This is a genomic window from Streptomyces marianii (assembly GCF_005795905.1).
In the GTDB taxonomy this organism is placed as follows: domain Bacteria; phylum Actinomycetota; class Actinomycetes; order Streptomycetales; family Streptomycetaceae; genus Streptomyces; species Streptomyces marianii.
In genome coordinates this window covers 4,902,403-4,923,914 of sequence record NZ_VAWE01000001.1, presented here as the reverse complement: position 1 = coordinate 4,923,914, position 21,512 = coordinate 4,902,403, and the positions used below count along the sequence as shown (strand labels likewise).

Sequence of the window (21,512 nt, the reverse complement as noted above, 5' to 3'; positions counted from 1 at the left end):
GCCACCTGGGTGTGCGGAGCGGAGAAAGGAACGGAAGGAAAAGAAAGACGAAGAGGAGAAGAGGAGAAGAGGAAAGGAACGGACGGAAGGAGTCGATGTCGGCCAGGCGGCCACGAGGTCATGTGGCCGTACGGAGACGGCCGCACGGCCGGCCGGTCACGAGGTCGTGTGTGTCACCGCGAGCGCCTCAGGTCCTCCAGGGTCACGGCCGAACCCGGCAGTTCGGAGCGCGCCGGCGCTTCGAGCCCGTCCAGGAACAACTGAAGATGGCGGTGGGTGAACCGGTCGATGTCCAGGCAGGCGGTGCCCGGGAGCGGCCGGGTGAGCTGGGAGAGCATGACCATCAGATCCCCCACGGCGACGTCGGCGCGCAGCCGGCCCGCCTCGTGAGCGCGGTCGACGAGCACCTGGACCGCCCCTTCGAGCCGGTCGCGCTGGGCGACCAGGTCGGGATGATCCCTGTCGAAGTCGCCGCTGAGCAGCGGACAGAGGGCCGCGACCCGTTCGTCCGCCGCCGCGTGGGTGAAGCGGCTGAGCCCGACGAAGGGATCCTCCTCCGTCACGGCCGCCTCCTCGGCGCGGTCGGCGGTGCGGCGGAGGACGGACAGGACCACCTCGTGGATGAGGGAGGAACGGTCCGGGAAGTTCCGGTACAGGGTCGCGTTGCCGACGCCGGCACGTCGGGCGATCTCGTCGAGCGGCACTTCGGGGCCGAACTCGACGAACATCTCCCTGGCCGCCCTCACGATCCGCTCCCGGTTGCGCTGGGCGTCCGCCCGCGGCCGGGTGGCGCGCCGCGCCGCGGTGTCGGTGGCGGGGCTCACGGCTCCACGTCCTCTCGGTCGACCGGATGGGCACGGCCCCTGACTGCGGCCGCGTCCGTCGCCCGCCCAGAACCGGGGAAGGGATCCCCGGTTCCTGCGGACATGAAGGCAAACGGGGAAGGGATCCCCGGTTATTTCCGTGACACCGAACCAGTCGATGTGACCTGAATCACGTTGCCGTTCCGGCGTGTCCCACGATCGGCCCTCCCGGCGCGCGCCCCGCCACACCTCCGAACAGGCTGAACGCACGAGCGCAGCCCGGGCCCGGCCGGCTGCCGCCGAGCCGAAGGCGGACGACCGCATGCAGCAGACCCGCCGACGGATACGCAGACCCGGCACGCTCGGCGCCCTCGCCGTCATCACGCTCGCCACCCTCACCTCGGCGAGCTCAATGCTCCCCGGCGGGTCCCGGACCATGGCGGGCCCCATCGCCACGGCGGAGGAATCGGCCCTCGAACCGTGCCGCCTCACCTCCACGACCGGCGTCCAGATGTCCGAGGGCGTCCCGACCCCGTCCGGTTACGTGCGCTCCACGGGCGAGATCCGCGCCCTGAACCTGATGATCGACTTCCCGGACGCCGAGGGGGCGGGCTCCGCGCTGGACCGGTTCGCGGAGTTCTTCCCGCAGACCGAGCAGTGGTTCGCCACGAGCTCCTACGGACGGCTCGACTACCGGCCGGAGACGCCGCTGCCGGGCTGGCTGCGGATGCCCATGGCGTTCAGTGCCTACGGGATCGACCGCGGCTCGCCGTACGAACCGGGCTACCGCCAGCTCGTGCAGGACCTCGTGACCGCGACCGACCACAAGGTGGACTTCAGCTCGTACGACCTGGTCAACGTGCTGGTCACGCCCAACGCGGGGCCGTCGGCACTGGACACCGTGCTGTCCGTGACGTTCTCGGGCAACCACGAGGCACCGTACGCGGACGGGGTGCCGCTCGCGAACACGAGCTTCGTCTACAGCCGTCAGGACGACGGCTCGGGCAGCTACTCCGAAACGGGGTACCGGGTGCTGCCGCACGAGAACGGCCACGTCTTCGGCCTCCCCGACCTCTACACGGCGGAGGGCGGCGGCGCGGTCGGCCACTGGGACATCATGTCCGAGGACTGGGGCGCGAACAACGATCTCCTCGGCTGGCACAAGTGGAAACTGGGCTGGCTCGACAACGACCAGATCCAGTGCGCCGCCGCCACCGGCAGCAGCGAGTACGACCTCACCCCGCTCGCCCTCAAGGGGGGCCGCAAGCTCGTCGTCGTCCCCCTGGACTCGGAGACCGGGTACGCCCTGGAGGTCCGCACCCGGGCCGGCAACGACGAGGCAGTCTGCAAACCGGGCGTCCTCGTCTACCACGTCAGGACGGACGTCGACACGGGCCAGGGGCCGGTCGCCGTCGCCGACAGCGACAAGGACAGCGGGGGCTGCACCCGTCGGCCCAATGTGCACGCGGAGCTGTCGGACGCCCCGTACCGGCCGGGCGAGACGTTCACGGACGAGAGGAACAGGCTCCGGATCACGGTCCTCTCGGAGAACGCCAACGGGACCTACCGGGTGCGGATCACCCGCTCCTGACCGCGGCACGACCGCGCGGCGGCCCGGCGACGCCGGGCACACCCCGACAGTCCCGCGGCGGCACCGCACGGGGCCGGTGGCCTCGCGCGGACGCAGCACCCCGGTGACACCGTGAAGACCCGTACGGGCGCGGCGGCCCCGCCCGGACGGCACCACCCCGGCGGGGCATGAGAGCGCGCACACCGTCCCACCTCACGCGTCCCGCGCCTCGCGTGGAGGGCCACGGCCCCGGACGCCTCAACCAGCCGCCACGCCCTGTCCGTCGGTGCGAGCCCGCCGCCCATGGGCCCCGCCCGCGACCTGCCGCGCCAGCGGTTCGCGCAACTCCCGTTTGAGGATCTTCCCCGTGGGATTGCGGGGCAGTGGTTCCTCCCGTACGAGGACGTGCGCCGGGACCTTGAACGCGGCGAGCGTCCGCCCGACGTGCGCCCGGAGTTCGTCGGCCGTGACGACGGCGCCCGGCGCCGAATGGACGACGGCCGCCACCTCCTCGCCGAGGAGGGGATGCGGGACGCCCAGCACGGCGGCGTCCACGACCGCCGGGTGCTCGTGCAGGGCGGCCTCGACCTCCACGCAGTAGACGTTCTCACCGCCGCGGACGACCATGTCCTTCAGCCGGTCGACGATCGAGACCCGGCCGTCCCGCAGGGTCGCGAGGTCTCCGGTCATGAACCAGCCGTCCGCCGTGAAGGCCCCGGCCGTGGCGTCCTCGTCCCGCCAGTAGCCGCGGACCAGGGACTGGCCCCGCAGCCACAGCTCGCCGACCGCCCCCTCCGGCACCGCTTCGCCGCCCGGTCCGGCGACCCGCACCTCGGTGGCCGGGGTCGGCCGGCCCACGCTGTCCGGGAACTCCCGGTAGGAAGCACCGAAGTTGGCCGTCACGCCCCCGCAGGTCTCGGTCAGGCCGTAGCCGTTGCGGGGCTCCACACGCTCGCCGAAGCGCGCGGTGAGCCGCGCGACGAGACCGGGCGGAGCCGCGGCGCCACCGGTGTTGAGGTGGGTGAGGCTCGGCAGCCCGCTCCCGTTCCGCTCGACGGCGTCGAGCAGCTGGAGCGCGGTCGTCGGCACACCCGAGTAGTGCGTGACCCCGTGCCGCTCGATCAGCGCCGCCGCCTGCTCGGCGTCCCACCTGCGCATGAGGACGAGCGTGCCGCCGACGGACATCACCGAGTAGACCGTGGTGAACGCGGCCGCGTGGAAGAACGGGAAGGTCATGAGGGTGACGGGCGCCGGGCCCTGTCCGGGGAGCACTCCCCTGGCGAGTGCCGAGGCGGCGGCCGTGTAGCGCGGGTTCATCGCCGCGCCCGCCTGGGCGAGCTGGGTGGCGACGGCCCCTTTGGGCCGGCCCGTGGTGCCGGACGTGTAGATGATCGTGGCGTCGTCCTCGGGGCGTACGTCCACATCCGGCGGGGCCGTGCCGGGGGCCGGTACGGGCAGGTCCTCGTAGCGCTCGATCCCTTCCCAACCCGCCGACACCCCGGCACCACCACCGACCGGCCCCTCGTCGTGGAAGACCACGACGGGGACCTGACTGCGCGACGCCCACGCCCGCACCCTCGGCAGCCGCTCGCCGTCCACGAGCAGCACACCGGGCGAACAGTCGTCGAGCGCGTACGCGAACTCCTCCTCGGTCCACCACGCGTTCAGCGGCACCGCCACCAGTCCCGCCAACTGCGCGGCCCAGAAGGCGATCTGCCACTCGGGGTGGTTGCGCATGCCGACGACCGCGCGGTCCCCGGGCCGCAGTCCGTGCACGTCCACCAGCCGGTTCGCCAGCGCGGACGCGGCCGCGAAGAACTCCCCGTACGTGTACGTCCCGCTTTCCGCGACCAGGAACAGCCGACCCTCGAACGCCCACGTGGCCTCGACGAACTCGCGCAGCGTGCGCGGGCCCGACGCGTACACCCCGTCCTCGACCGCGAACGGGGCACCCGGGGCCGTGAGGCGGTCCGAAGGATCTCCGGAGAACGGCATGAACGGTCCCTCCTAAGCGCTCGCTCAGCTCGCGGGCCGACGGTATGCCGCGCCCGGTGGCCCGTCAAGGCCGGGGACCCTGGTCGGCCGCCGGCAGCCCGGCCCCCGTACCGGCCTGTCCGCATCCCCGCCCACCTGCGGCGACGGGCGACCAGGTGCGGGACGACGAGGCGCACCGAAACCCCTCACCGGCCCCGGCGGACGCCCCGACCGGACAGCACGGCGCCTCATGGACGCACTCCCGGCGGCCAACCACCCTGCGCCGTCCCACACCATGACCAGCCCCGCCGTGCCGGACGTCGACGCGACGATCACCTTTCTGGAACGAGCACGGCACCTCGGCCCGACTCCACCCCGATCCAGGCCCGCACACACCCTGAACAGGAGAAACGTGAATCTTGCCGGGCAGCAGCCGGGATCCGCTAGGCTAGACGCCGGATCTCGCAGAGATCCACACCTTCGCCTTCGTAGCTCAGGGGATAGAGCACCGCTCTCCTAAAGCGGGTGTCGCAGGTTCGAATCCTGCCGGGGGCACTGTGTCTGACCAGCGCGTTTACCTCTCTGAGGTAGGCGCGCTGTTCGTCGTAGCCATGGCATTAACCATGTATAGGTTCCAGAACCATGGCGGACACCAAGAGCAAGCGACGTCAGCGCGGCAGCATCCGTCCCAACGGGGCCGGCTTTCACGTCCGGGTCTATGCCGGACGTGACCCGCTCACGAAGAAGGACCTCTACCTCCACGAGCAGGCCGAGACGGAGCCCGAGGCGGAGAAGGTCCGCACCAGGCTCCTCCACCAGGTCGACGAGAACCGCCACCCCAAGACGCAGGTGACCATGTCATTCCTGCTCGACCGGTGGCTGGGCGTCGCCGAGCTCGACGAGACGTCGTACGAGCGGGCCGAGGGCATCATCCGCAACTACCTCAAGCGCACGTTCGGCTACCTCAAGGCGGGCAAGCTGACCGCCGAGATACTGGAGCTGTTCTACGCCCGTCTCCGGCAGTGCCAGGACCAGTGCGAAGGCCGCCGCAACGGCAAGACCGACCCCAAGACGAAGCAGAAGCACCTCTGCGAGCCGCTCGCCGCGAACTCCGTCCGCAAGATTCACTTCATCCTGCGCCCGGCACTCAACCGCGGCCTGCGCTGGGGCTACGTGACGACGAACGTGGCGGCCCTCGCCGAGCCGCCGTCCCAGCCCAAGCCGAACCCCGACCCGCCGACTCCCGGCGAGGCGGCCCTGGTTCTGAACACCGCCTGGCAACGCGACCTGGACTGGGGAACGTTCCTGTTCATGACGATGGTCACCGGCTCACGCCGCGGCGAGATGTGCGCCCTGCGCTGGTCGGACATCAACCTCGACCGCCTCGAACTCTTCGTGAAGCACTCCAACAACGACCGCAGAATCAAGGACACCAAGACCCACCAGCGCCGTAAACAGGCCATCGACGTGATCACTCGTTCCGTCCTGGCCGCCCACCGAGCCCGAGCCGAGGAACGCTGCAAGGCACTCGGCGGCGAAGTCGCGCGCGATGCCTTCGTGTTCTCCGGCGAAGCCGACAGCTCCACCCCGCTCGTGCCGTCGAGCGTCAGCCAGCGTCACCGCCGCCTCGCGGAGAAGCTGAAGATCCATACCCACCGACTGAAGGACCTGCGTGCGTACAACGTGACCGAGCTCCTGGGTGCCGGTGCCGACGTACGAACGGTCGCAGGCCGTGTCGGCCACGGCGGTGGAGGCGCGACCACGCTCAAGTACTACGCGGCCTTCCTGGCCACCTCCGACCGGCAGGCGGTCACCACCTTCGCCAAGCAGCTGCCGGTGCCGGTGCCGGAAGGGCTACTCGCCGAGCAGCCGGTCATCACCGTCATCAACGGGCTCCGCCTGCTCTGCGAGTGCGGCAACGAATCGCTGTGGGAGATGTTCGTGGTCACCGAGGACGGCGCCGAGGCTCTGTGCGGCCAGTGCGAGGCGGCCGTCCAGGCCCGGCCAGACGCGACCGTGGGCCCCATCGGCCGAACCATCAAGATGGAAGCTGCCCCACCGCGCGAGCTCGCTCCCTGGGGAAGTGATCGCAAAGGATCTCGCGGACGCCATCAAGGACGGCACGATGCTGCCCGGCGAGGACGTCCCCACCATCGGCGACATCGCCCAGGCCCATGGCGTCTCGGTCGGCACCGCTCACCGCGCCGCCGCATCCAAGCCCAGGCCGCCGCCGCCCGCGCCCGCGGCGTCGCCTGATGGCCTACCGCCTCAAGTACGGCATCGGCACGGAAGCGGTGCACGACGCGATGCCACCGGCCGAGAGCGAGCAGCTGGCGCTCGCTCCGGCAGCAGCCTGCGAGGACCCGATCGGCGCGACCGAGGTGTACGGCGAGGACGACGGAGTCGTGCGGATGCTCGTGACCGAGCACGTCATCGCGGTGCTGCTGGTCGGACAGGCCACCAAGACACTGATCGTGCCAAAGCAGAGCTACACGGGCTGACGTGAAGGTCTTCGGACGGCAGCCATCAGCTTGGGAAGCTGCGATCATTCGGGGCCGGTCTGGGCTCTGAGCTGGGCTGATGGCTGGGCCGGGGCCTCGTCTGGCTCAGCTGCTCTCACCGTGATTCCCCGCTGTTCCCCGCTCTATCTGGTGCGCTTGTGGTGCGGCGTCCGCGTCCCTGCCTGACGCCGTTGGTCCGTCGGCATCGCCGTAGAGGTCGGCTCGGAGTCGCTCCTTGGCTGCGTCGAGCCGCTCGGCGTAGTCGGGCATGAAGATCTCGCTCAGCGTCGTGTCCAGCGTTCCCGAGATGGTGTAGATCGGTGACCAGACAGCTCGGTCGCGCATGATCCCCTCAAGGTCATCGGACTGGAACATGACTTGGTAAAGCCAGTCCGACAACACGAACGCTTGATCGCGTGTGAGTCTGATGGTGATCTCTTCATCGTCCACGGCGTCAACCTACTCGCCTCGACTGGTGGTGCCGCCGGTCCGAGCATCAGTGGTGACCAACACGTTTTCCAACTGTGGTGGTGGCTGCGGGTGCCTTGGGCGGGGCCGTGCAACTGCGTTCATGGCCGGCCGGTTGAGCTAGCGGCTACTGGCTCCGGTCTCGTCTGAACCTTCGCGAACGACAGTGAACGAGACGGAAACTGAGGCGGAGGAGGGCCGAACCTCGCTCCTCACGCGGCGACTGTCCCGCGTGCGATCATCTGCACATGCTCAAGATCCCCGGATACGAAGGCGGCCCCTTGGTCCGGGGCGACGCCTACCTGGACGACCCGTTGTTCTGGCCTGTGCACCTCGGCTCCTGCCTGCGGGGGGAGGATGCACAACGAGCCGCGTTCGGCGCAGACTGGGATGCGGCCATGGAGCTGTATCGCACACTGTCCGCCGAGCATGAGTGGCCGGTGTTCAGTGTGCCGCTGCGCTCTGGGCACACCATCTACGTCGTCTACCGCAACTTCGTGGACGAATGGGGTGTGGACTATCTGATCCATCAGCCGGACTGGTCCGAAGCGGAAACCCTCGCTGTGGTCGACGGTCACTTCATGGGGCCCGGCATGGCCTGGCCGGAACTGCTGTCCGTTGCTCGGCAGTCGGCAGCAGAAGGCATTGGTGATGCTGACGCCCGTCTCTTGCTGCTCTTCCCCACACTCGGCGACGCGCTACTTTCCGACGATGCAGCCGCGACTCTCACCACTTCGCTCGCGGCTCTCACCTTGATCGAAGAGCCCGCCGAGGTGGCAAGGATGCTCCTTGAGAACCAGGGTCGATGGGCTCCCGTTCGGTGGCGGTCGGCAGGCGGCGTCTGGACCAACGACGGTGGGCACTCCTACCGAAACCCAAGCAACGCATTCGCTCTGCCCGAGGGGCGCCTTCTGGAGATCAGTAGCGCGCTGCACGACGGGAGCTGAGCACCACTTCAGAGGTCATCTCATTTGGCCGATCTGTAGGCTGTCAGCCGTGGTGGGGATCGTTGAGCGGCTGGTGCCGGACGAGTTGTGGGAGCTGTTTCAGCGGGTGGTGCCTGAGGCCCCTTCGCGGCCTCAGGGTGGTGGCCGGCGTCGGCACGGTGACCGAGAGGTGCTGGCCGCGATCGTGTTCGTGGCCACGTCGGGCTGTACGTGGCAGCAGTTGCCGTCCGCGTCGTTCGGGCCGTCGGGAGCCACAGCCCACCGGCGTTTCTCGGAGTGGACGAAGGCCAGGGTGTGGGCGAAGCTCCACCGCCTGACCCTCGACGAGCTCGGGTCTCGGGGCGAGCTGGACTGGTCCCGCTGCGCGATCGACTCGGTCAACATGCGGGCCTTGAAAAGGGGGACCTGACAGGCCCGAATCCTGTCGACCGGGGCAAGTACGGTTCAAAGATCCATCTGATCACCGAGCGAACCGGTCTGCCCATCTCCGTCGGGATCTCGGCAGCGAACCTGCACGACAGTCAGGCCCTGATCCCGCTGGTGAAGGGCATGCCGCCGATCCGATCCCGCTGCGGGCCCCGGCGGCGCAAGCCGGGCAAGCTGCATGGGGACAAGGGTTACGACTACTCCCATCTGCGGCGATGGTTACGCGAGCGTGGCATCACCCACCGCATCGCCCGCAGGGGCGTCGAGTCCTCACAGCGGCTGGGCCGCCACTGCTGGACCATCGAACGCACCATGTGCGCCACGAGGCGCTCTGTTTGCATCCCCGGTTCAGCCGGGAGGAACGCGGTCCCCGAGTCTGTTTCGAGGCCCGTATCGAGCGGAAGAAGAGGAAACCGCTGGTGGCACGGTTCGGTGGAATTCCCCTCCAACGGCAGGGCAGCGGGCGGCGGAACTCGCCGATCGTGAACCGGTCCGGGTGGACTATCCGCAGAAGGAACTCATCGCGAGACTCCTGACGGACACCTGCGAGATCTGCGGAAGCAAGGGCAACGTGCAAGTGCACCACGTCCGCGCTCTCGCCGACCTCGCGCATGCCGGATGGCAGCCTTCCGACTGGGCGCGCGTCATGCTTCACCGGTGCCGCGAAACCGTCGTGGCCTGCGACACCTGCCACGACCGCATCCACTCGGAACGGCCAGCCAGACCACTCGCGCAGTAGTCACTGGAGAGCCGGATGACCGGGAAACCGTCATGTCCGGTTCGGCGGGAGGCCGCGCGGAACAGGACTCGCCCCACGGCCGACCCGACGGCCTGGCTCTCCGGCTGCCACCGACTCCACCGGCGCTACGAACGCAAAGCCGACCACTTCCTCGCCTTCACCAGCATCGCCTGCACCCTCATCTGCTACCGCAGACTCGGAGGCGCCACGCCGCGGTAATTCGATGGCGCACGTGAAGCGGTGTGATCACCCTGATCCAGTGACACAACCCAAGCATCAGATCAGAGCCCTTCACACGGACTCGACGATCACCGTCTACCAGGCATACTCGCCGGAGATCGGTCTGGAGGCGGCCCGAGACGGTCGATTCCCGGCAGTGTGGCAGCGGGACCGGATGACGTGGATCAAGCCGTCATTTCTGTGGATGATGTACCGCTGCGGGTGGGGCACCAAGGAAGGTCAGGAGCATGTCCTCGCCGTCGAGATCACCCGGGAAGGCTTCAGGTGGGCACTGCGGCACGCCTGCCTGTCCCACTATGAGCACGGCCTCCACACCGACCGCAACACGTGGAGGCGCCAGCTGAAGCGGGCTCCTGCCCGGGTTCAATGGGACCCCGAACGCGACCTGCATCTTCAGCCCCTACCCCACCGATCGCTACAACTCGGCCTCGCCGACGAAGCCGCACGTCTCTACGCCGACGAGTGGATCGTCTCCATCGCCGACGTCACGCCGCTGGCCCGGACGATCCACGCCCATGTACAGGGCGGAGAGCTGGACGCCGCCCAGCAACTCCTGCCGCACGAACGCCCCTATCCCGTGAGCGATGAGATTCTGACTCACCTACACCGATAGGCAGGAAACCCAATTGAGATGACTTCTTACGCAGCCACCATGGGGCGAGCCTCGAAGATCGGGGCCCACATCGGGCTATTGCGGGCAGTCCAGAGACTGCCCGAGTCGCGGAAAGCTTACAGGCCCGATCTCTCGCCCCATGGCAGCTCCAGCCCAAAGCCGCTCCGCCGACCCTGACTACGAGCGTGTGACCCCATACCTCTGCCAGGGCTGTGTGTCGATCGCGGCGATGTCGCCGGCAGCGAGGAGCCCAAACAGTCGTAGGACTTCGTCCGTGCTGACTGCGCGCATCTGGCCGGGGACTACTGAGTCGTCCTCGGTGTTTTCCCAAAGCAGCAGGCCACCGACGAACGCGCTGAGGGACCAGCCAGACTCATGTGACAACGACACATCCGGATGCTCGTCGTCGGCGTCCGCCAGGCCATCCAGGACCCGACGCATCGTCTCAGAGTCGGGTTCATCAACCGTCCCGCCCATGACGTCGTACATGAAGTAGCTCATATGCCAAATCCTCAATGCATGATCCGCACGACAGGCCCACACCGTGCCCTTTGCGTGCCCCATCGAGTGGGAAACCACGGGGAACAGCGGTTGATCACGGAGGTGGGAACGGGAACAGCCCCCGACCGAGTTGCCTGGTCAGGCGCCGTTCACGTGCGGTGGGTGTGGGATTTGAACCCACGGTGACATCGCTCCCACGACGGTTTTCAAGATCGTCGCGGTCACGGGACTCACTCTTACGGGGCGAGCCCAGAGGGTTCCTGGGCGACCGGCGCTCGGACCTTACTCAGGCCGGATTCACCTCGGACGTCAGCAGTTCTCGCCTATCAACACCGCGCCGAAGCGGATGACCTGTCCGTTAGGCGGGTAGCCAGGCAACGGCTCCTGGGTGCAAATCTTCCAATCGCTCTCATCGCCAATCTCGCGGTCCTGCCCGCTGCTGTCAGTGACTCTCACGTCGACCTTCGGGTCGAGTTGCATGAGCGCCCCCTTGACGTTCCCACCAACGAAATCGGCCATGGGCCCGATGCCTTGGTTAGCCTGTGTGGTGGTCTCCGCACGTGCTGTCGGAGTCGGGGGGGACGCTGTCTGTAGCCTCCGCCGGCTCAGCCGATGCCCCGCAGGCAGTGAGCCCGGCGAGCAGCACTAGGTGTTCTGTCCCGGGAGGTTGTGGACGGTGAGGCAGATCTCGGCTGAGGGATCTTGAACGGGTGAGGGCCTTCCGGTTCGGTGTGGATTGCGACGTCTACACCAACAGAAAGGCCCTCGTGCCCCACCGTAATGCACCCCTGACCGAGACCGGGCGGCTACGCCTGGCCCGCTGCGTGGTCGAGGACGGCTGGCCCCTGCGCCGGGCCGCCGAACGCTTCCAGGTCTCGCCCACAACCGCCCAGCGGTGGGCCGACCGCTACCGGGCCCTGGGCGAGGCCGGGATGGCCGACCACTCCTCCCGACCGCATCGCAGTCCCCGCCGGACACCGACCCGGACCGAACGCCGGATCATCAAGGTCCGCCTCGCCCGCCGGTGGGGCCCGGCCCGCATCGCGCACCTGCTGGGCCTCGTGCCCTCGACCGTGCACCGAGTCCTCGTCCGCTACCGCCTGGCCCGGCTCACCCACCTGGACCGGGCCACCGGCCGCGTCATACGCCGCTACGAATGGGACCGCCCGGGCGAGCTGGTCCACGTGGACATCAAAAAGCTCGGCAACATCCCCGACGGCGGCGGCCACAAAACCCTCGGCCGCCAAGCCGGACGCAAGAACCGCAAGAACGCCGGCTACAGCTACGTCCACACCGCGGTCGACGACCACTCCCGCCTCGCCTACAGCGAGATCCACCCGGACGAGAAGAAGGAGACCGCCACCGCCTTCTGGACCCGCGCCCACGCCTTCTTCACCAGCGTCGGGATCACCGTCGAGCGCGTACTGACCGACAACGGCGCCTGCTACAAGTCGCACACCTGGCGCGATGCACTCGCCGACGCAGGGATCACTCACAAGCGAACCCGGCCCTACCGGCCGCAGACCAACGGCAAGGTCGAACGCCTCAACCGCACCCTGCTCGACGAATGGGCCTACGCAAAGCCCTACCGATCAGAACAGGAACGACGCGACGCCTTCCCCACATGGCTGCACACCTACAATCACCACCGCGGACACACCGCGCTGAAGGGCCAGCCACCCGCCAGCCGCGTTCCTAACCTCTCAGGGCAATACAACTAGGGCGAGGACGGACTTCAAGGCTTGCACGCGCATGCTCTCCCCAGGGAGTGTGAGTAGCAATCAATCTCCCCGGCACCATAGCGGGGCGGAATACCTCTAGTTCTGTGCACAGGCTCCTCGAACAGCAGCGGAGTACAGCAACCACGCCGACCGCTGTCGACCTTCAACACATCAGAATCAGAGGGGCATAGCGGCCAACCACGCAGACCTCAGCGACCACACTGTGCGGAGTTCGCATCGAGAGGGTCAGCGTGCCACACGCGTGCCAGATGGAGCGGGGACTCACGGGGAACGGCGGCTGTCAGCGGGCCTGATGCACCGAAGGCACCCAAGCCGGCGTTACCCAGGTCAGACGGCAACTCGCCCAACCTCGCGCCTAAAGCGGGTGTCGCAGGTTCGAATCCTGCCGGGGGCACAGAGAAACACCTGGTCAGAGGCCCTTCCGTCCATCGGACGGGAGGCCTTCGTACTCGCAGCACACATATGGCACACATGCGACTGCGGGCAGAGGTGGGGAGCTGTGCGAGATGCCCGCGAAGGACGAGTTGGCCCAGCATCGGTACGAGAAGCTGGTCGACCGCTTGGAGGGCCCTGATGCGGGCTTCGCTGAAGCCTCGCTACCGGGGCTAGCAGCGGCTGGTACCGGTACGGCTGTTCTACGACTACCTGATCGAGGAGGGGCTGCGAGAGTCGAACCCCGTCGGCCGCGGACGCTACACGCGGGGCCGGAAGTTCGGCAGCCACCCGCGCGGGCTTGTGCCGCGCCTGGTGAAGCTGCCGTGGATCCCCAGCGAACAGCAGTGGCTCGATCTGCTGGACGTCGTGCGCCGGGAGCCGGTACGGAACCGGGTGATGCTCGCCCTGGCCTACGACGCTGCTCTGCGGCGCGATGAGCTTTGCTCGCTGCGGACCGACGACGTCGATCCGGCCCACCGGACGCTTCGGATCAGGGCGGAAGCGACGAAGACTCGGCGCGAGCGCGTGATCCCGTACTCCGCGCCGACCGGCGTGCTGCTGTCCGACTCCCTCGTGCATCGGGCCACGATCAGCCGGGCCCGCGGCCCTCTGTTCCTGTCGGAGTCGCGCCGCAACCACGGGCAGCCGCTGACTCTGTGGACCTGGTCGAAGGTGATCCGCAGCGTCGCTCTGACCGCCGATCTGCCGCGCTTCTCCACGCACACCACCCGCCACCTCTGCCTGACGGACCTGGCAAGGATGGGCTCGGAACTGCACGCCATCGCGACCTTCGCCGGACACCGCCACACCGAGTCGACCATGACCTACATCGGCTCGAAGCCAGAGATCCCCAACCCACAAAGGGGCGAGAACACATGGTCAGAGGGGCAAGGGGATGCCATACATACAGGTCAAAGACGCATTGTGCTTCGACTAAGGCCGGATCGCGGCGGCGGTGCGCTGTCGACGGACCCGCTTCCATGGTCGTTGCCCATCAGCGGGGGCGGCCGGCTCCACGGCTTTACCCACCTCCCCGGTTCGGGTCCCGCGTCGAGCAAGACCAGGGGCCAATCGGGCACTACAGGAGCAGGCTCGCCTGCCCGATTTCGCTGGCGAGCGTAAAGCCCCCTGATCATGCCCGACCCCGAACCGGGCAGGGCACCGGCCGAAGCCGCTCCGCCGACCTGTGATGCAGCCCCTTGACCTGCGCCTTCTCGGCATAGAAGATCCTTCCGGGGTGATGTGAAATGAGTGAGAACGTCGTGCGTCGGCCGTTCTTCACTTGGCTGTCGACGGTAATGGGGGTTGCCTTTTACGCGTGCGCGATGGGGGCTGCGGTCTTCATGCGCGATGACGGATACGCGCCCCCATTGGTGGTCGCGACGTTTGTGGTCTTCTTGTGGATGACGGGATGGCACTCGGCCATCCGTTTCACGGACTCTCACCTGATCGTCACTAACATCGTCGTGACCTCAACAGTCGCGTGGTCAGGTGTTGCACGGATCACAGCGGACGACGGTCTGTGTATCCGACTGCGCGATGAACGCGAACTCGGCTCAATCGCCTTCGGCGGCTCACTGATCGGGGCTTTCACGGGGTACCCGACGTATGAGAAGGCATTGAGGATTCTCTGCAAGGCGCATAAGAAGGCCCGTCGTGGTGGCAAATGGGATGGCACTGTTCAACTGCGCCGGTCTGTGCGGTGGCGCCAACTGTGCGCTGCCGCCGCGTTGATCTACGGCCCGCTACTCATCGTTCTGGCAGTCAGTGGGTGAGGGCGTCAGGGCACAGTTGCTGTACAGCAGCGAAGTACAGCAACCACAGCAACCGTGCGCGTTCGGCAGTGGTCGCCATGACTTCGATTTCTGCCGGCATAATCGCTGCTGACCGATCCGGCTAGTGTCTCGTGATCCTGTTCATGTCAGTTCGAGTTGTTATTGACGAGTTTCTTCATGTTGGTCGCGACGAGTCGGACTTTGGCGAGGACCTCGCCGGCGGTCGCGGTCCAGGTGAACGGTTTCGCGCTCTCGTTCCAGGAGTCGATGTAGTCGCGGATCTGCTTGATCAGGACGTTGACGCTGGAGAACGTGCCGCGGCGGATGGACTGCCGGGTCAGGATTCCGAACCAGATCTCGATCTGGTTCAGCCACGAGGAGCCGACGGGAGTGAAATGGAAGTGGACGTGCGGGTTCTTGGCCAGCCACTCCTTGACCTCTGGGGTGGTGTGCGTGGAGAGGTTGTCCAGGACGACGTGGATGTCCTTTCCGGCGTGTGGTTTCACCGCCTTCTTCAAGAAGGTCAGGAAGTCCTTGCCGTTCCGGGTCGGCCTGCACTCGCCGAGCACTTCGCCGGTGGTCACGTTCAGGGCGGCGAACAGGTTCGTGGTGCCGTGCCGGACGTAGTCGGCGGTGCGCTTCTCGCTCGCCGCGAACGCGACGGGCAGTACCCGCTGGGTTCGGTCCAGCGCCTGGATCTGCGTCTTCTCGTCGATCGAGAGGACCACCGCGCCGCCCGGCGGGGCGAGGTAGAGGCCGATCACGTCGGCCACCTTCTCCGCGAACGCCGGGTCCTTCGAAATCTTGAAGGTGCCACTGCGGTGCGGCTTGAGGCTCTCCTCGCGCCAGACGCGCGCGATGTAGTGCCAGGACACGGTGACGTTCTCGGTCCGCTCCAGGTACTTCGCCAACTCCCGTGTGGACCAGTGCGAAAGCCCCGTGCCGTCCGGCGGTGTCATACGCGTCAGCGCGATCACTCGGGACCGCACCCGGGCCGGTACCTGCTCCCGTGCACCACCGGGACGCTCCCCGTCCAGCCCCGCCAGGCCCTGCTCGGCATAACGGGTCTTCCAGCGGTCCACGGTGGGCAGCGACACCCCGAGCAACTCGGCAATGTCCTTGCGTCGGCGCCCCTCACCCGACCACAGCACGATCCGGCCCCGCGTGGCGACATCCGCAGGCACGTCCCTGCTGTTCACCAACTCCCGCAACTCGGCGACCTGTTCCACGGAGAGCTCCATACCAAGCCACCCTGCCACACAAGATCAAGTAACGCTAACGGAATCACGAGACACTAGAGCTACGGATCAGAAGGCGTAACCTGCCTGTCGGCGTTCCGTGAACCGTGACCCCCTATCGGTCGATGAAAAGTGACCCCTTCCGTGATCAAGTGATCAGTCTGGCTCCATGAGGGCCAGGTGGAAGAGGTGACCGGTGTGGAGGACTGGGCTGAGATCCGGCGGCTCCACCGCGCGGAGGGCATGTCGATCAAGGGGATCGCGCGGCATCTGGGGATCGCCCGGAACACCGTGCGGCGGGCCGTGGCCAGCGACGATCCGCCGAAGTACCGGCGGGCGCCGAAGGGCTCGATCGTGAATCCTGCCGGGGGCAGCACGCATGACCGCTCTGACCTAGGGTTTCTCTCTAGGGAGGGCCTACTCGGCCTCGGACTCATTGTTCGGGGCCGTTTGCGTGAGCGGGAGTGCGTCACCGTCGCGGTGGGCCGGAGGCTCGCGGCCGACCCAAGTGGGGCAACAGGCGATAGACACCTGGCCCCAACACGTATTCCGGCATCCTCAGGAGGACCACGCCGAGAGGAGTTCCGCCGGGCCGTACGCAGCGTCGAGCCCCGCGCAGTCGGTCCCGCTGCGCGAGACGGCCATCACAGGCACGGGAGCAGGCGTGAGCGCGGCGCGGTGCCGGTGCAGCGCCGCGAGATCGTGCCGGTCGAACGGGGAGTTCTCCAGCCACTTCACCGAGCCGACGAACAACAACTCCTTGGCGATCGGCGCGCGGTCCGCTCCCACGATGTCGATCTCCACATCGTTGGTACGGGTCCAGTAACCGCCGATGGCGGGGGCAGCCGGGAGGTTCGCATCGGGAAGTAGCCGTGCCAGAGCCTCGCGCACCAGAGGTTCAATGGCCCTGCCACGCCAGCTGGTCCAGCTCTCGCGGATGCGCTGCAGCGTCAGGTCACCCCGGCCCCGCTCGATCTCCTCCATCGCCGGGCCCAGGAGCTTCAGCCAGAAGCGGAGGTAGGGATCCGCGACCCGGTAGCGACGATCCCTCGAAGGCCGCGTGGACACGGGAAGCTCCGCCGCGATCACCCGCTTGTCCGCAAGGATCCCCAGCGACCGCTGTAGCGGGGTCGCCCCGATCCCGCCGGCGGCGCGGGCAATATTGGAGAACGTCCGCTCACCGCTACCGATCGCCGAGAGGACGGTGCGAGCCTGGACCTGCTGGGGGAACTCCGCGGCAAGCGAGCGCTCCGCCGACACCAGCAAGGCCGAGACCGGATCGCTGAGCGCCGCCTGCAGGAACTCCCACATCCCGGCGCTGTGCGTCCACTCTGCGCAGATCAAAGGCAGTCCACCGGTGATCAAGGCCGCGTCGAAGGCCGAGGCAGGATCGAGGCCGAGCATCTCGCCCACCTCCGCCGGGTTGAGCGGACCCAGCACCATCTCCCGTCCACGCTGATGGAACGGGCGTCCATAGCTGTTCAGCGCCTCCATCATCGACAGATCGGAACCGATGAGAACCAGCAGAACCGGCTTCTTCTCCAGCACTCGGTCCCAGGCCCGCTGAAGCATGCCCTCGAAGGCACCCTCCGCATCCATCAAATAGGGCACCTCGTCCATGACCACCACGCTCGCCCGGTCGTGGGGCAGTGCCGCCGCCAGCACGTCGAAGGCCGCATCCCAGCTCGCCGGGCGGGCCGCGGACAGCAGGTTCGCCAGCGGAAGGCTGGACGACTGCGCATCCTGGCTGAACCGCTCCAGGTCCGCCCCCGGCGACGCCCCTGTGGCGGCATGGAAGAGGAACGGCGCACCGGACCTCTCGGCGAACCGCTCAACCAACCGCGACTTGCCCACCCGGCGGCGTCCTCGAAGCATCACGCACCGCCCGGGCCGCTCCCCACCGACCCCGGCCGTCACCTTCCCCAGCTCGCGATCCAGTGTCTCGAGCTCGTGCCGCCTGCCCACGAAATCCGCCATGCCGCCACCTCCCGAGTATCACCTAATACTCCGGATACTAACATTGCAGTTAGCGACACCAATGTTAGTTACAACCCGGGAGCTGCTACTCCCCCGGTGTGCCCACAGGAGAAATCAGCCTTTCGCGCTCCAGCACGGTCCTCCATTGGACGCCCCACGGTCGCCGGATGCGTGAGCGGACTACGCAACAGGAGCCGTCCTGAGCCGGATGGGCCGGCCATGCCGCACAGCGCTGATCAGGCAGAAGAGCACCACGCGGCACAACCACGCATCACCCGTCAGAGATTCGATCCCACTCCTGAAGTGGGTGTCGCAGGTTCGAAACCTGCCGAGGCACCAGACAAACGGCCCGGACCGATCAAGGTCCGGGCCGTTTCGACGGCACCACTCGACGGCAGTCGCCACTCAGGCGACCGGTCGGCGCCGCCTGAGCAGGCGCTCCATGTGGCTGATCGCCTCCCGCTGGGTGTCGTGCACGACGTGCGTGCAGACGTCCATGGTGATGCCGACCTGGCTGTGCCCGAGGATCTCCATCACAACGCGCGGCGCGACCCGGGCCGCGGTGAGGAGCGTCGCGCACCCGTGCCGGGCGTCGTACAGCCGTGCCGGGCGTCGTGCAGCCGGCCCACCCGCAGCCCTGCATCGACCGCGACCCGTGTGAACGAACGGTAGACGTTGCGCGGCTCGACCGACCGGCCGTTCCGCCTGGCGAAGACGTAGCCGCTCTCAGGCCAGGCGACGCCCGTGCGCGCGAATGCATCCCGCTGCCGAAGCCGATGCCAGCGAAGCGGCGCGATGCACAACGCGGGCATCGGCACCACTCGGTTGCGACGGCTCATCGCGCCGATGACGCCCGCCGCGGTGGCGGCGCTACCGTAGTTGATGGCGGTGGCCTGGGACTTGCTCAGCTTCTTGTAGACGTACCAGCCGAGGGAGACGCCTCGTGCAACCCTCTTAGGGCCCTCAGCCCGGTCCTCGCCCGGGATCTCCCCTCGTACGACCGTAACGACGTCAGAGTCCTTGAAAGCCTTAACGGCTTCCCCGCAGGTGTAGCCCTGAGACGCGAGGTCAAGGAAGGCGCCACCCCTGCTGTCGGCGGCAACGACCTTGGCGGGACGCTGCGCAGGCTGCTCAGCAGCAGAGGCCGTAGGGGCCGTAGGGGCGACCGGTTGCCAGAGTGGCACCGGCAAGCACAAGCGCGCACGCGGACTTGAGCGTGCGGGACTTGAACCGCCTTCCGCAGGATCTCGCGCTCTTCCTCCAACGGCGTCGGCGGCTCGGCCGGCACCTCCGCCCGGCACCCCCTCGACCTGCTCGCCCGCGGCCCGTCCGGCGTACAGATCGGCAACCGTCCACTGCTCAGCCCCGCCACGGTGAAGGACACGTCAGCTCCATCTACGCGAAGCTCGGCGTCTCCAACCGGGTGCAGGCAGCCTGCTCGTAGTCCACAACAGGCCGGCCGGACGTCACTCGGCGGACCACCCGGGGCTCCGCGCACCCGCCTGCTGAGCCGCCGCGGCGAGCGACTGGAGCGCCGCCATGTGGCCGACCAGCGCCGTTCGGCCCTCGGGTGTCAGTGACAGCCAGGTGCGGGGCCGCCTGCCGATGTATCCCTTGCGGACCTGCACATAGCCCGCCGACTCCAGGGCCTGGGCAATGCGGCTGACACTGGCGTCCGAGATCCCGCAGTAGTCCCTCACCGACCCGAACTCCGCCTCGGCGCAACCCGAGAGAAAGGCCATCAGCTGGAGGCGGGTGGGGTGATGGATCACCTCGTCCAGGCCCTGCGGGACGTGTCTGCTCACACCTTCCCCCGGTCCCGGAAGGCAGCGTTCCGCCATACGCTCACGGCCCACAGCGCCACTCCGCCCAGCACCGCAGAGGCCACGGCGCCCGCTGTGCGGCCGGCGGGAAGGGCGGCGAGCCATCCGACGCCGTAGGCCGCGAGCGGGGCGGCCTGCGACAGCAATCGCACCCTGAGCGGCGCGCTCGCGGGCCAGGCGATGACTCCTCCGCTGCGGACGGCCACCACGTGCGCGGCGACGAAGGCCGCCGCAGCCAGCACCGCCGCACCCACCGTCGCCGCGCCGGTGAACCCGAAGAACAGCGCGGTCGCCGCGGCGAACAGGACGCCCTGCACGGGGCCGAACCAGGCCGGGGTCCGCTGCGGAGCGGCCCCCGCGGCCGCCCTGGCGTCCTCGGCCGTGCGCAGGGCCGCGGCGGCTTCGCCGGCCGTCCAGTTACGGACATCGGACATGACGCCTCCTTTCGTTTGATCAAGCACCTCCATCACGGCATATATTTTTGCCTTACAAAAATACTTTCGGCCGAAGGTAATCCCCTCGCGGTCGGCGGCATGCGCAGCACAACGGGGACGGCGGACCGGCCGTCCCAAGGCCCGGAGCGGGCCGGAAGCGGATCGGAAGCAGGTCGGTTCTGGGCACGGAAGCGGGGCCGGCCCGACCGGGGTGCCGCCCGTCGTCAAGCCGTACGCAGCAGGGTGGACCCGGGCACGTCCGGACCACCGCCGGCCGCCATCTCGTACGGATCCCGGGCCGGTCGAAGGAGCTCGAAGCCGACCTGACCGCCCCGTCCCCGCCGCCGGCCCGTGCGCCGTACGCGGCAGGCTCCGGCGGGCTGTCGCGGCGGAACCGCGTCGAGAATCCGAGCGCGCTGGTGTCCGGGGCCAGGACCGTGTCGCCCGGTTCCAGCAGCGGCAGCGCGCAGTCGCGCTCCGGCGGGTCGCCGGAGAAGCAGGCCGGCCGTGCGATGTCCTGCCGGACGAGGCTGCCGTGCTTCGCCCTGCCGCTCGGGTCGTGCCTGGTGTTCCCCAGCGGCCAGGAGCCGGGCGGGAACACCGTGCGGGACCGCTGCGGCGTGCCGGCCTCAGCCGAGTCGGCGGGGGCCGCGGGGCTCAGCCGAGGCCGAAGTACGTCCTGATCCCGTTGAGCATGAGCTGGATCCCGATCGTGGCGACGATCAGTCCGCCGAACCGCGTGACGATGGCGATGGTCTGTGCCGACATCCGCAGCCTCTCGACCAGGAGCAGGTGCCCCACCGGGATCAGGGCCACGGTGATGGCGACGGCGATGAGCGCGGCGATCGTGCCCGACCAGCCCCGCCCCGTCGAGGCGATGCCGATGACCGTGGTGATGGCCCCGGGACCGGCCATGAAGGGGATGGCGTAGGGCACCACGATCGAGTCCTCGGCCGATCTCGGCGCCGGCTCCTCGTGCGCCGCGGCACCGCCTTGCGCCCGGGTCGGCTCGCCGCCGAAGAGCATCTCGAACCCCATCAGCAGGAGCACCAGACCACCGGCGAAACCGAACGCCGACAGATCGATGCCGACCACATCGAGCACCGGCTTGCCGATCAGGGCCGCGCCGCCCAGGGTGATCGCGATGACCACCATGATGCGGCCGACGTACTCCCGCCGCCGCTCCGGTTCGTTGTCGGTGAGCACACGGAAGAAGACGCCTCGGATGAACGGATCAACCAGCAGGACCATCGCGATGGTCGCCTGAATGGTCAGCTCAAGGGTGCTCATGCCGTCGTCTCCCGCT

General features: G+C 68.2%; 20 protein-coding genes, 1 tRNA gene and 3 pseudogenes. 13 read left to right on the top strand and 11 right to left on the bottom strand.

The annotated features are described in order from the left end of the window. Positions 1 to 173 precede the first annotated feature (173 nt). Positions 174 to 824, bottom strand: coding sequence for a TetR/AcrR family transcriptional regulator (locus FEF34_RS22265; RefSeq protein ID WP_138054720.1), 651 nt, complete (start codon positions 822 to 824; stop codon positions 174 to 176). Between the two features lie 301 nt (positions 825 to 1,125). On the opposite strand from FEF34_RS22265, the gene FEF34_RS22260 reads away from it, so the two are divergent. Beyond that, on the top strand, positions 1,126 to 2,394 hold the full coding sequence (locus FEF34_RS22260) for a M6 family metalloprotease domain-containing protein (RefSeq protein WP_138054719.1): 1,269 nt from the start codon (positions 1,126 to 1,128) through the stop codon (positions 2,392 to 2,394). 237 nt (positions 2,395 to 2,631) lie between these two features. Here FEF34_RS22260 and FEF34_RS22255 read toward each other — a convergent pair whose 3' ends face one another. After that, entirely contained in the window at positions 2,632 to 4,368 is a 1,737-nt protein-coding gene (locus FEF34_RS22255) for a class I adenylate-forming enzyme family protein (protein WP_138054718.1), read from the bottom strand. 461 nt (positions 4,369 to 4,829) lie between these two features. Here FEF34_RS22255 and FEF34_RS22245 point away from each other — a divergent pair. The 3 genes from FEF34_RS22245 to FEF34_RS22235 all read left to right on the top strand — a co-directional run bounded on the left by FEF34_RS22245 (position 4,830) and on the right by FEF34_RS22235 (position 6,848). Continuing rightward, positions 4,830 to 4,902: transfer RNA gene (locus FEF34_RS22245), tRNA-Arg, on the top strand. Positions 4,903 to 4,989: 87 nt separating this feature from the next. Next, on the top strand, positions 4,990 to 6,603 hold the full coding sequence (locus FEF34_RS22240; RefSeq protein WP_138054717.1) for a tyrosine-type recombinase/integrase: 1,614 nt from the start codon (positions 4,990 to 4,992) through the stop codon (positions 6,601 to 6,603). After that, on the top strand, positions 6,603 to 6,848 hold the full coding sequence (locus tag FEF34_RS22235; protein ID WP_138054716.1) for a hypothetical protein: 246 nt from the start codon (positions 6,603 to 6,605) through the stop codon (positions 6,846 to 6,848). Before FEF34_RS22240 ends, FEF34_RS22235 begins: the two co-directional genes overlap by 1 nt. Before the next feature lie 105 nt (positions 6,849 to 6,953). Here the strand turns inward: FEF34_RS22235 and FEF34_RS22230 are convergent, their stop codons facing one another. Next, complete coding sequence (locus FEF34_RS22230; RefSeq protein WP_138054715.1) at positions 6,954 to 7,298, bottom strand: hypothetical protein; 345 nt, start codon at positions 7,296 to 7,298, stop codon at positions 6,954 to 6,956. A 266-nt stretch (positions 7,299 to 7,564) separates the two neighbouring features. Between FEF34_RS22230 and FEF34_RS22225 the strand changes: the two genes are divergently transcribed. The 5 genes and pseudogenes from FEF34_RS22225 to FEF34_RS22205 all read left to right on the top strand — a co-directional run bounded on the left by FEF34_RS22225 (position 7,565) and on the right by FEF34_RS22205 (position 10,281). Further along, positions 7,565 to 8,263: a hypothetical protein gene (locus tag FEF34_RS22225; protein WP_138054714.1), complete on the top strand. Its 699-nt coding sequence runs from the start codon at positions 7,565 to 7,567 to the stop codon at positions 8,261 to 8,263. A 49-nt stretch (positions 8,264 to 8,312) separates the two neighbouring features. After that, positions 8,313 to 9,004, top strand: a pseudogene (locus FEF34_RS22220) (IS5 family transposase); the annotation flags it as partial. After that, positions 8,919 to 9,428: an HNH endonuclease gene (locus FEF34_RS43945; protein ID WP_325063644.1), complete on the top strand. Its 510-nt coding sequence runs from the start codon at positions 8,919 to 8,921 to the stop codon at positions 9,426 to 9,428. The pseudogene FEF34_RS22220 and the gene FEF34_RS43945, both read left to right, overlap by 86 nt. 15 nt (positions 9,429 to 9,443) lie before the next feature. Next, the gene (locus tag FEF34_RS44310; RefSeq protein WP_407698299.1) at positions 9,444 to 9,647 is read left to right on the top strand and encodes a hypothetical protein; all 204 of its coding nucleotides are present in this window, start codon (positions 9,444 to 9,446) and stop codon (positions 9,645 to 9,647) included. A 4-nt stretch (positions 9,648 to 9,651) separates the two neighbouring features. Further along, positions 9,652 to 10,281, top strand: coding sequence for a DUF4291 domain-containing protein (locus FEF34_RS22205; RefSeq protein ID WP_138054713.1), 630 nt, complete (start codon positions 9,652 to 9,654; stop codon positions 10,279 to 10,281). A 177-nt stretch (positions 10,282 to 10,458) separates the two neighbouring features. Here FEF34_RS22205 and FEF34_RS22200 read toward each other — a convergent pair whose 3' ends face one another. Together FEF34_RS22200 and FEF34_RS22195 are read right to left on the bottom strand one after the other, a co-directional pair. Next, positions 10,459 to 10,782, bottom strand: coding sequence for a hypothetical protein (locus tag FEF34_RS22200; protein WP_138054712.1), 324 nt, complete (start codon positions 10,780 to 10,782; stop codon positions 10,459 to 10,461). Between the two features lie 309 nt (positions 10,783 to 11,091). Then, a complete protein-coding gene (locus FEF34_RS22195; RefSeq protein ID WP_138054711.1) occupies positions 11,092 to 11,301 on the bottom strand; it encodes a hypothetical protein in 210 nt (69 codons plus the stop codon). A 248-nt stretch (positions 11,302 to 11,549) separates the two neighbouring features. Between FEF34_RS22195 and FEF34_RS22190 the strand changes: the two genes are divergently transcribed. The 3 genes from FEF34_RS22190 to FEF34_RS22180 all read left to right on the top strand — a co-directional run bounded on the left by FEF34_RS22190 (position 11,550) and on the right by FEF34_RS22180 (position 14,734). Next, positions 11,550 to 12,503, top strand: coding sequence for an IS481 family transposase (locus tag FEF34_RS22190; RefSeq protein WP_138054710.1), 954 nt, complete (start codon positions 11,550 to 11,552; stop codon positions 12,501 to 12,503). Positions 12,504 to 13,271: 768 nt separating this feature from the next. Continuing rightward, positions 13,272 to 14,081, top strand: coding sequence for a site-specific integrase (locus FEF34_RS22185; protein WP_234042511.1), 810 nt, complete (start codon positions 13,272 to 13,274; stop codon positions 14,079 to 14,081). Between the two features lie 125 nt (positions 14,082 to 14,206). Then, positions 14,207 to 14,734, top strand: coding sequence for a hypothetical protein (locus FEF34_RS22180; RefSeq protein ID WP_138054709.1), 528 nt, complete (start codon positions 14,207 to 14,209; stop codon positions 14,732 to 14,734). Positions 14,735 to 14,880: 146 nt separating this feature from the next. On the opposite strand, the gene FEF34_RS22175 is transcribed toward FEF34_RS22180, so the two are convergent. Beyond that, the gene (locus FEF34_RS22175; protein WP_138051939.1) at positions 14,881 to 15,975 is read right to left on the bottom strand and encodes an IS630 family transposase; all 1,095 of its coding nucleotides are present in this window, start codon (positions 15,973 to 15,975) and stop codon (positions 14,881 to 14,883) included. Between the two features lie 186 nt (positions 15,976 to 16,161). Between FEF34_RS22175 and FEF34_RS22170 the strand changes: the two are divergent. After that, positions 16,162 to 16,332, top strand: a pseudogene (locus FEF34_RS22170) (helix-turn-helix domain-containing protein); the annotation flags it as partial. A 198-nt stretch (positions 16,333 to 16,530) separates the two neighbouring features. On the opposite strand, the gene FEF34_RS22165 reads toward FEF34_RS22170, so the two are convergent. From FEF34_RS22165 to FEF34_RS22145, 5 genes and pseudogenes are all read right to left on the bottom strand, one after another. Then, positions 16,531 to 17,949: an ATP-binding protein gene (locus tag FEF34_RS22165; RefSeq protein ID WP_138054708.1), complete on the bottom strand. Its 1,419-nt coding sequence runs from the start codon at positions 17,947 to 17,949 to the stop codon at positions 16,531 to 16,533. 405 nt (positions 17,950 to 18,354) lie between these two features. Continuing rightward, positions 18,355 to 18,785, bottom strand: a pseudogene (locus FEF34_RS22160) (tyrosine-type recombinase/integrase); the annotation flags it as partial. Between the two features lie 630 nt (positions 18,786 to 19,415). Then, positions 19,416 to 19,754, bottom strand: coding sequence for a transcriptional regulator (locus FEF34_RS22155; protein WP_234042510.1), 339 nt, complete (start codon positions 19,752 to 19,754; stop codon positions 19,416 to 19,418). Continuing rightward, positions 19,751 to 20,206, bottom strand: coding sequence for a hypothetical protein (locus FEF34_RS22150; RefSeq protein WP_138054706.1), 456 nt, complete (start codon positions 20,204 to 20,206; stop codon positions 19,751 to 19,753). Before FEF34_RS22150 ends, FEF34_RS22155 begins: the two co-directional genes overlap by 4 nt. A gap of 657 nt (positions 20,207 to 20,863) precedes the next feature. Beyond that, entirely contained in the window at positions 20,864 to 21,496 is a 633-nt protein-coding gene (locus FEF34_RS22145) for a MarC family protein (protein WP_138054705.1), read from the bottom strand. Positions 21,497 to 21,512 lie beyond the last annotated feature (16 nt).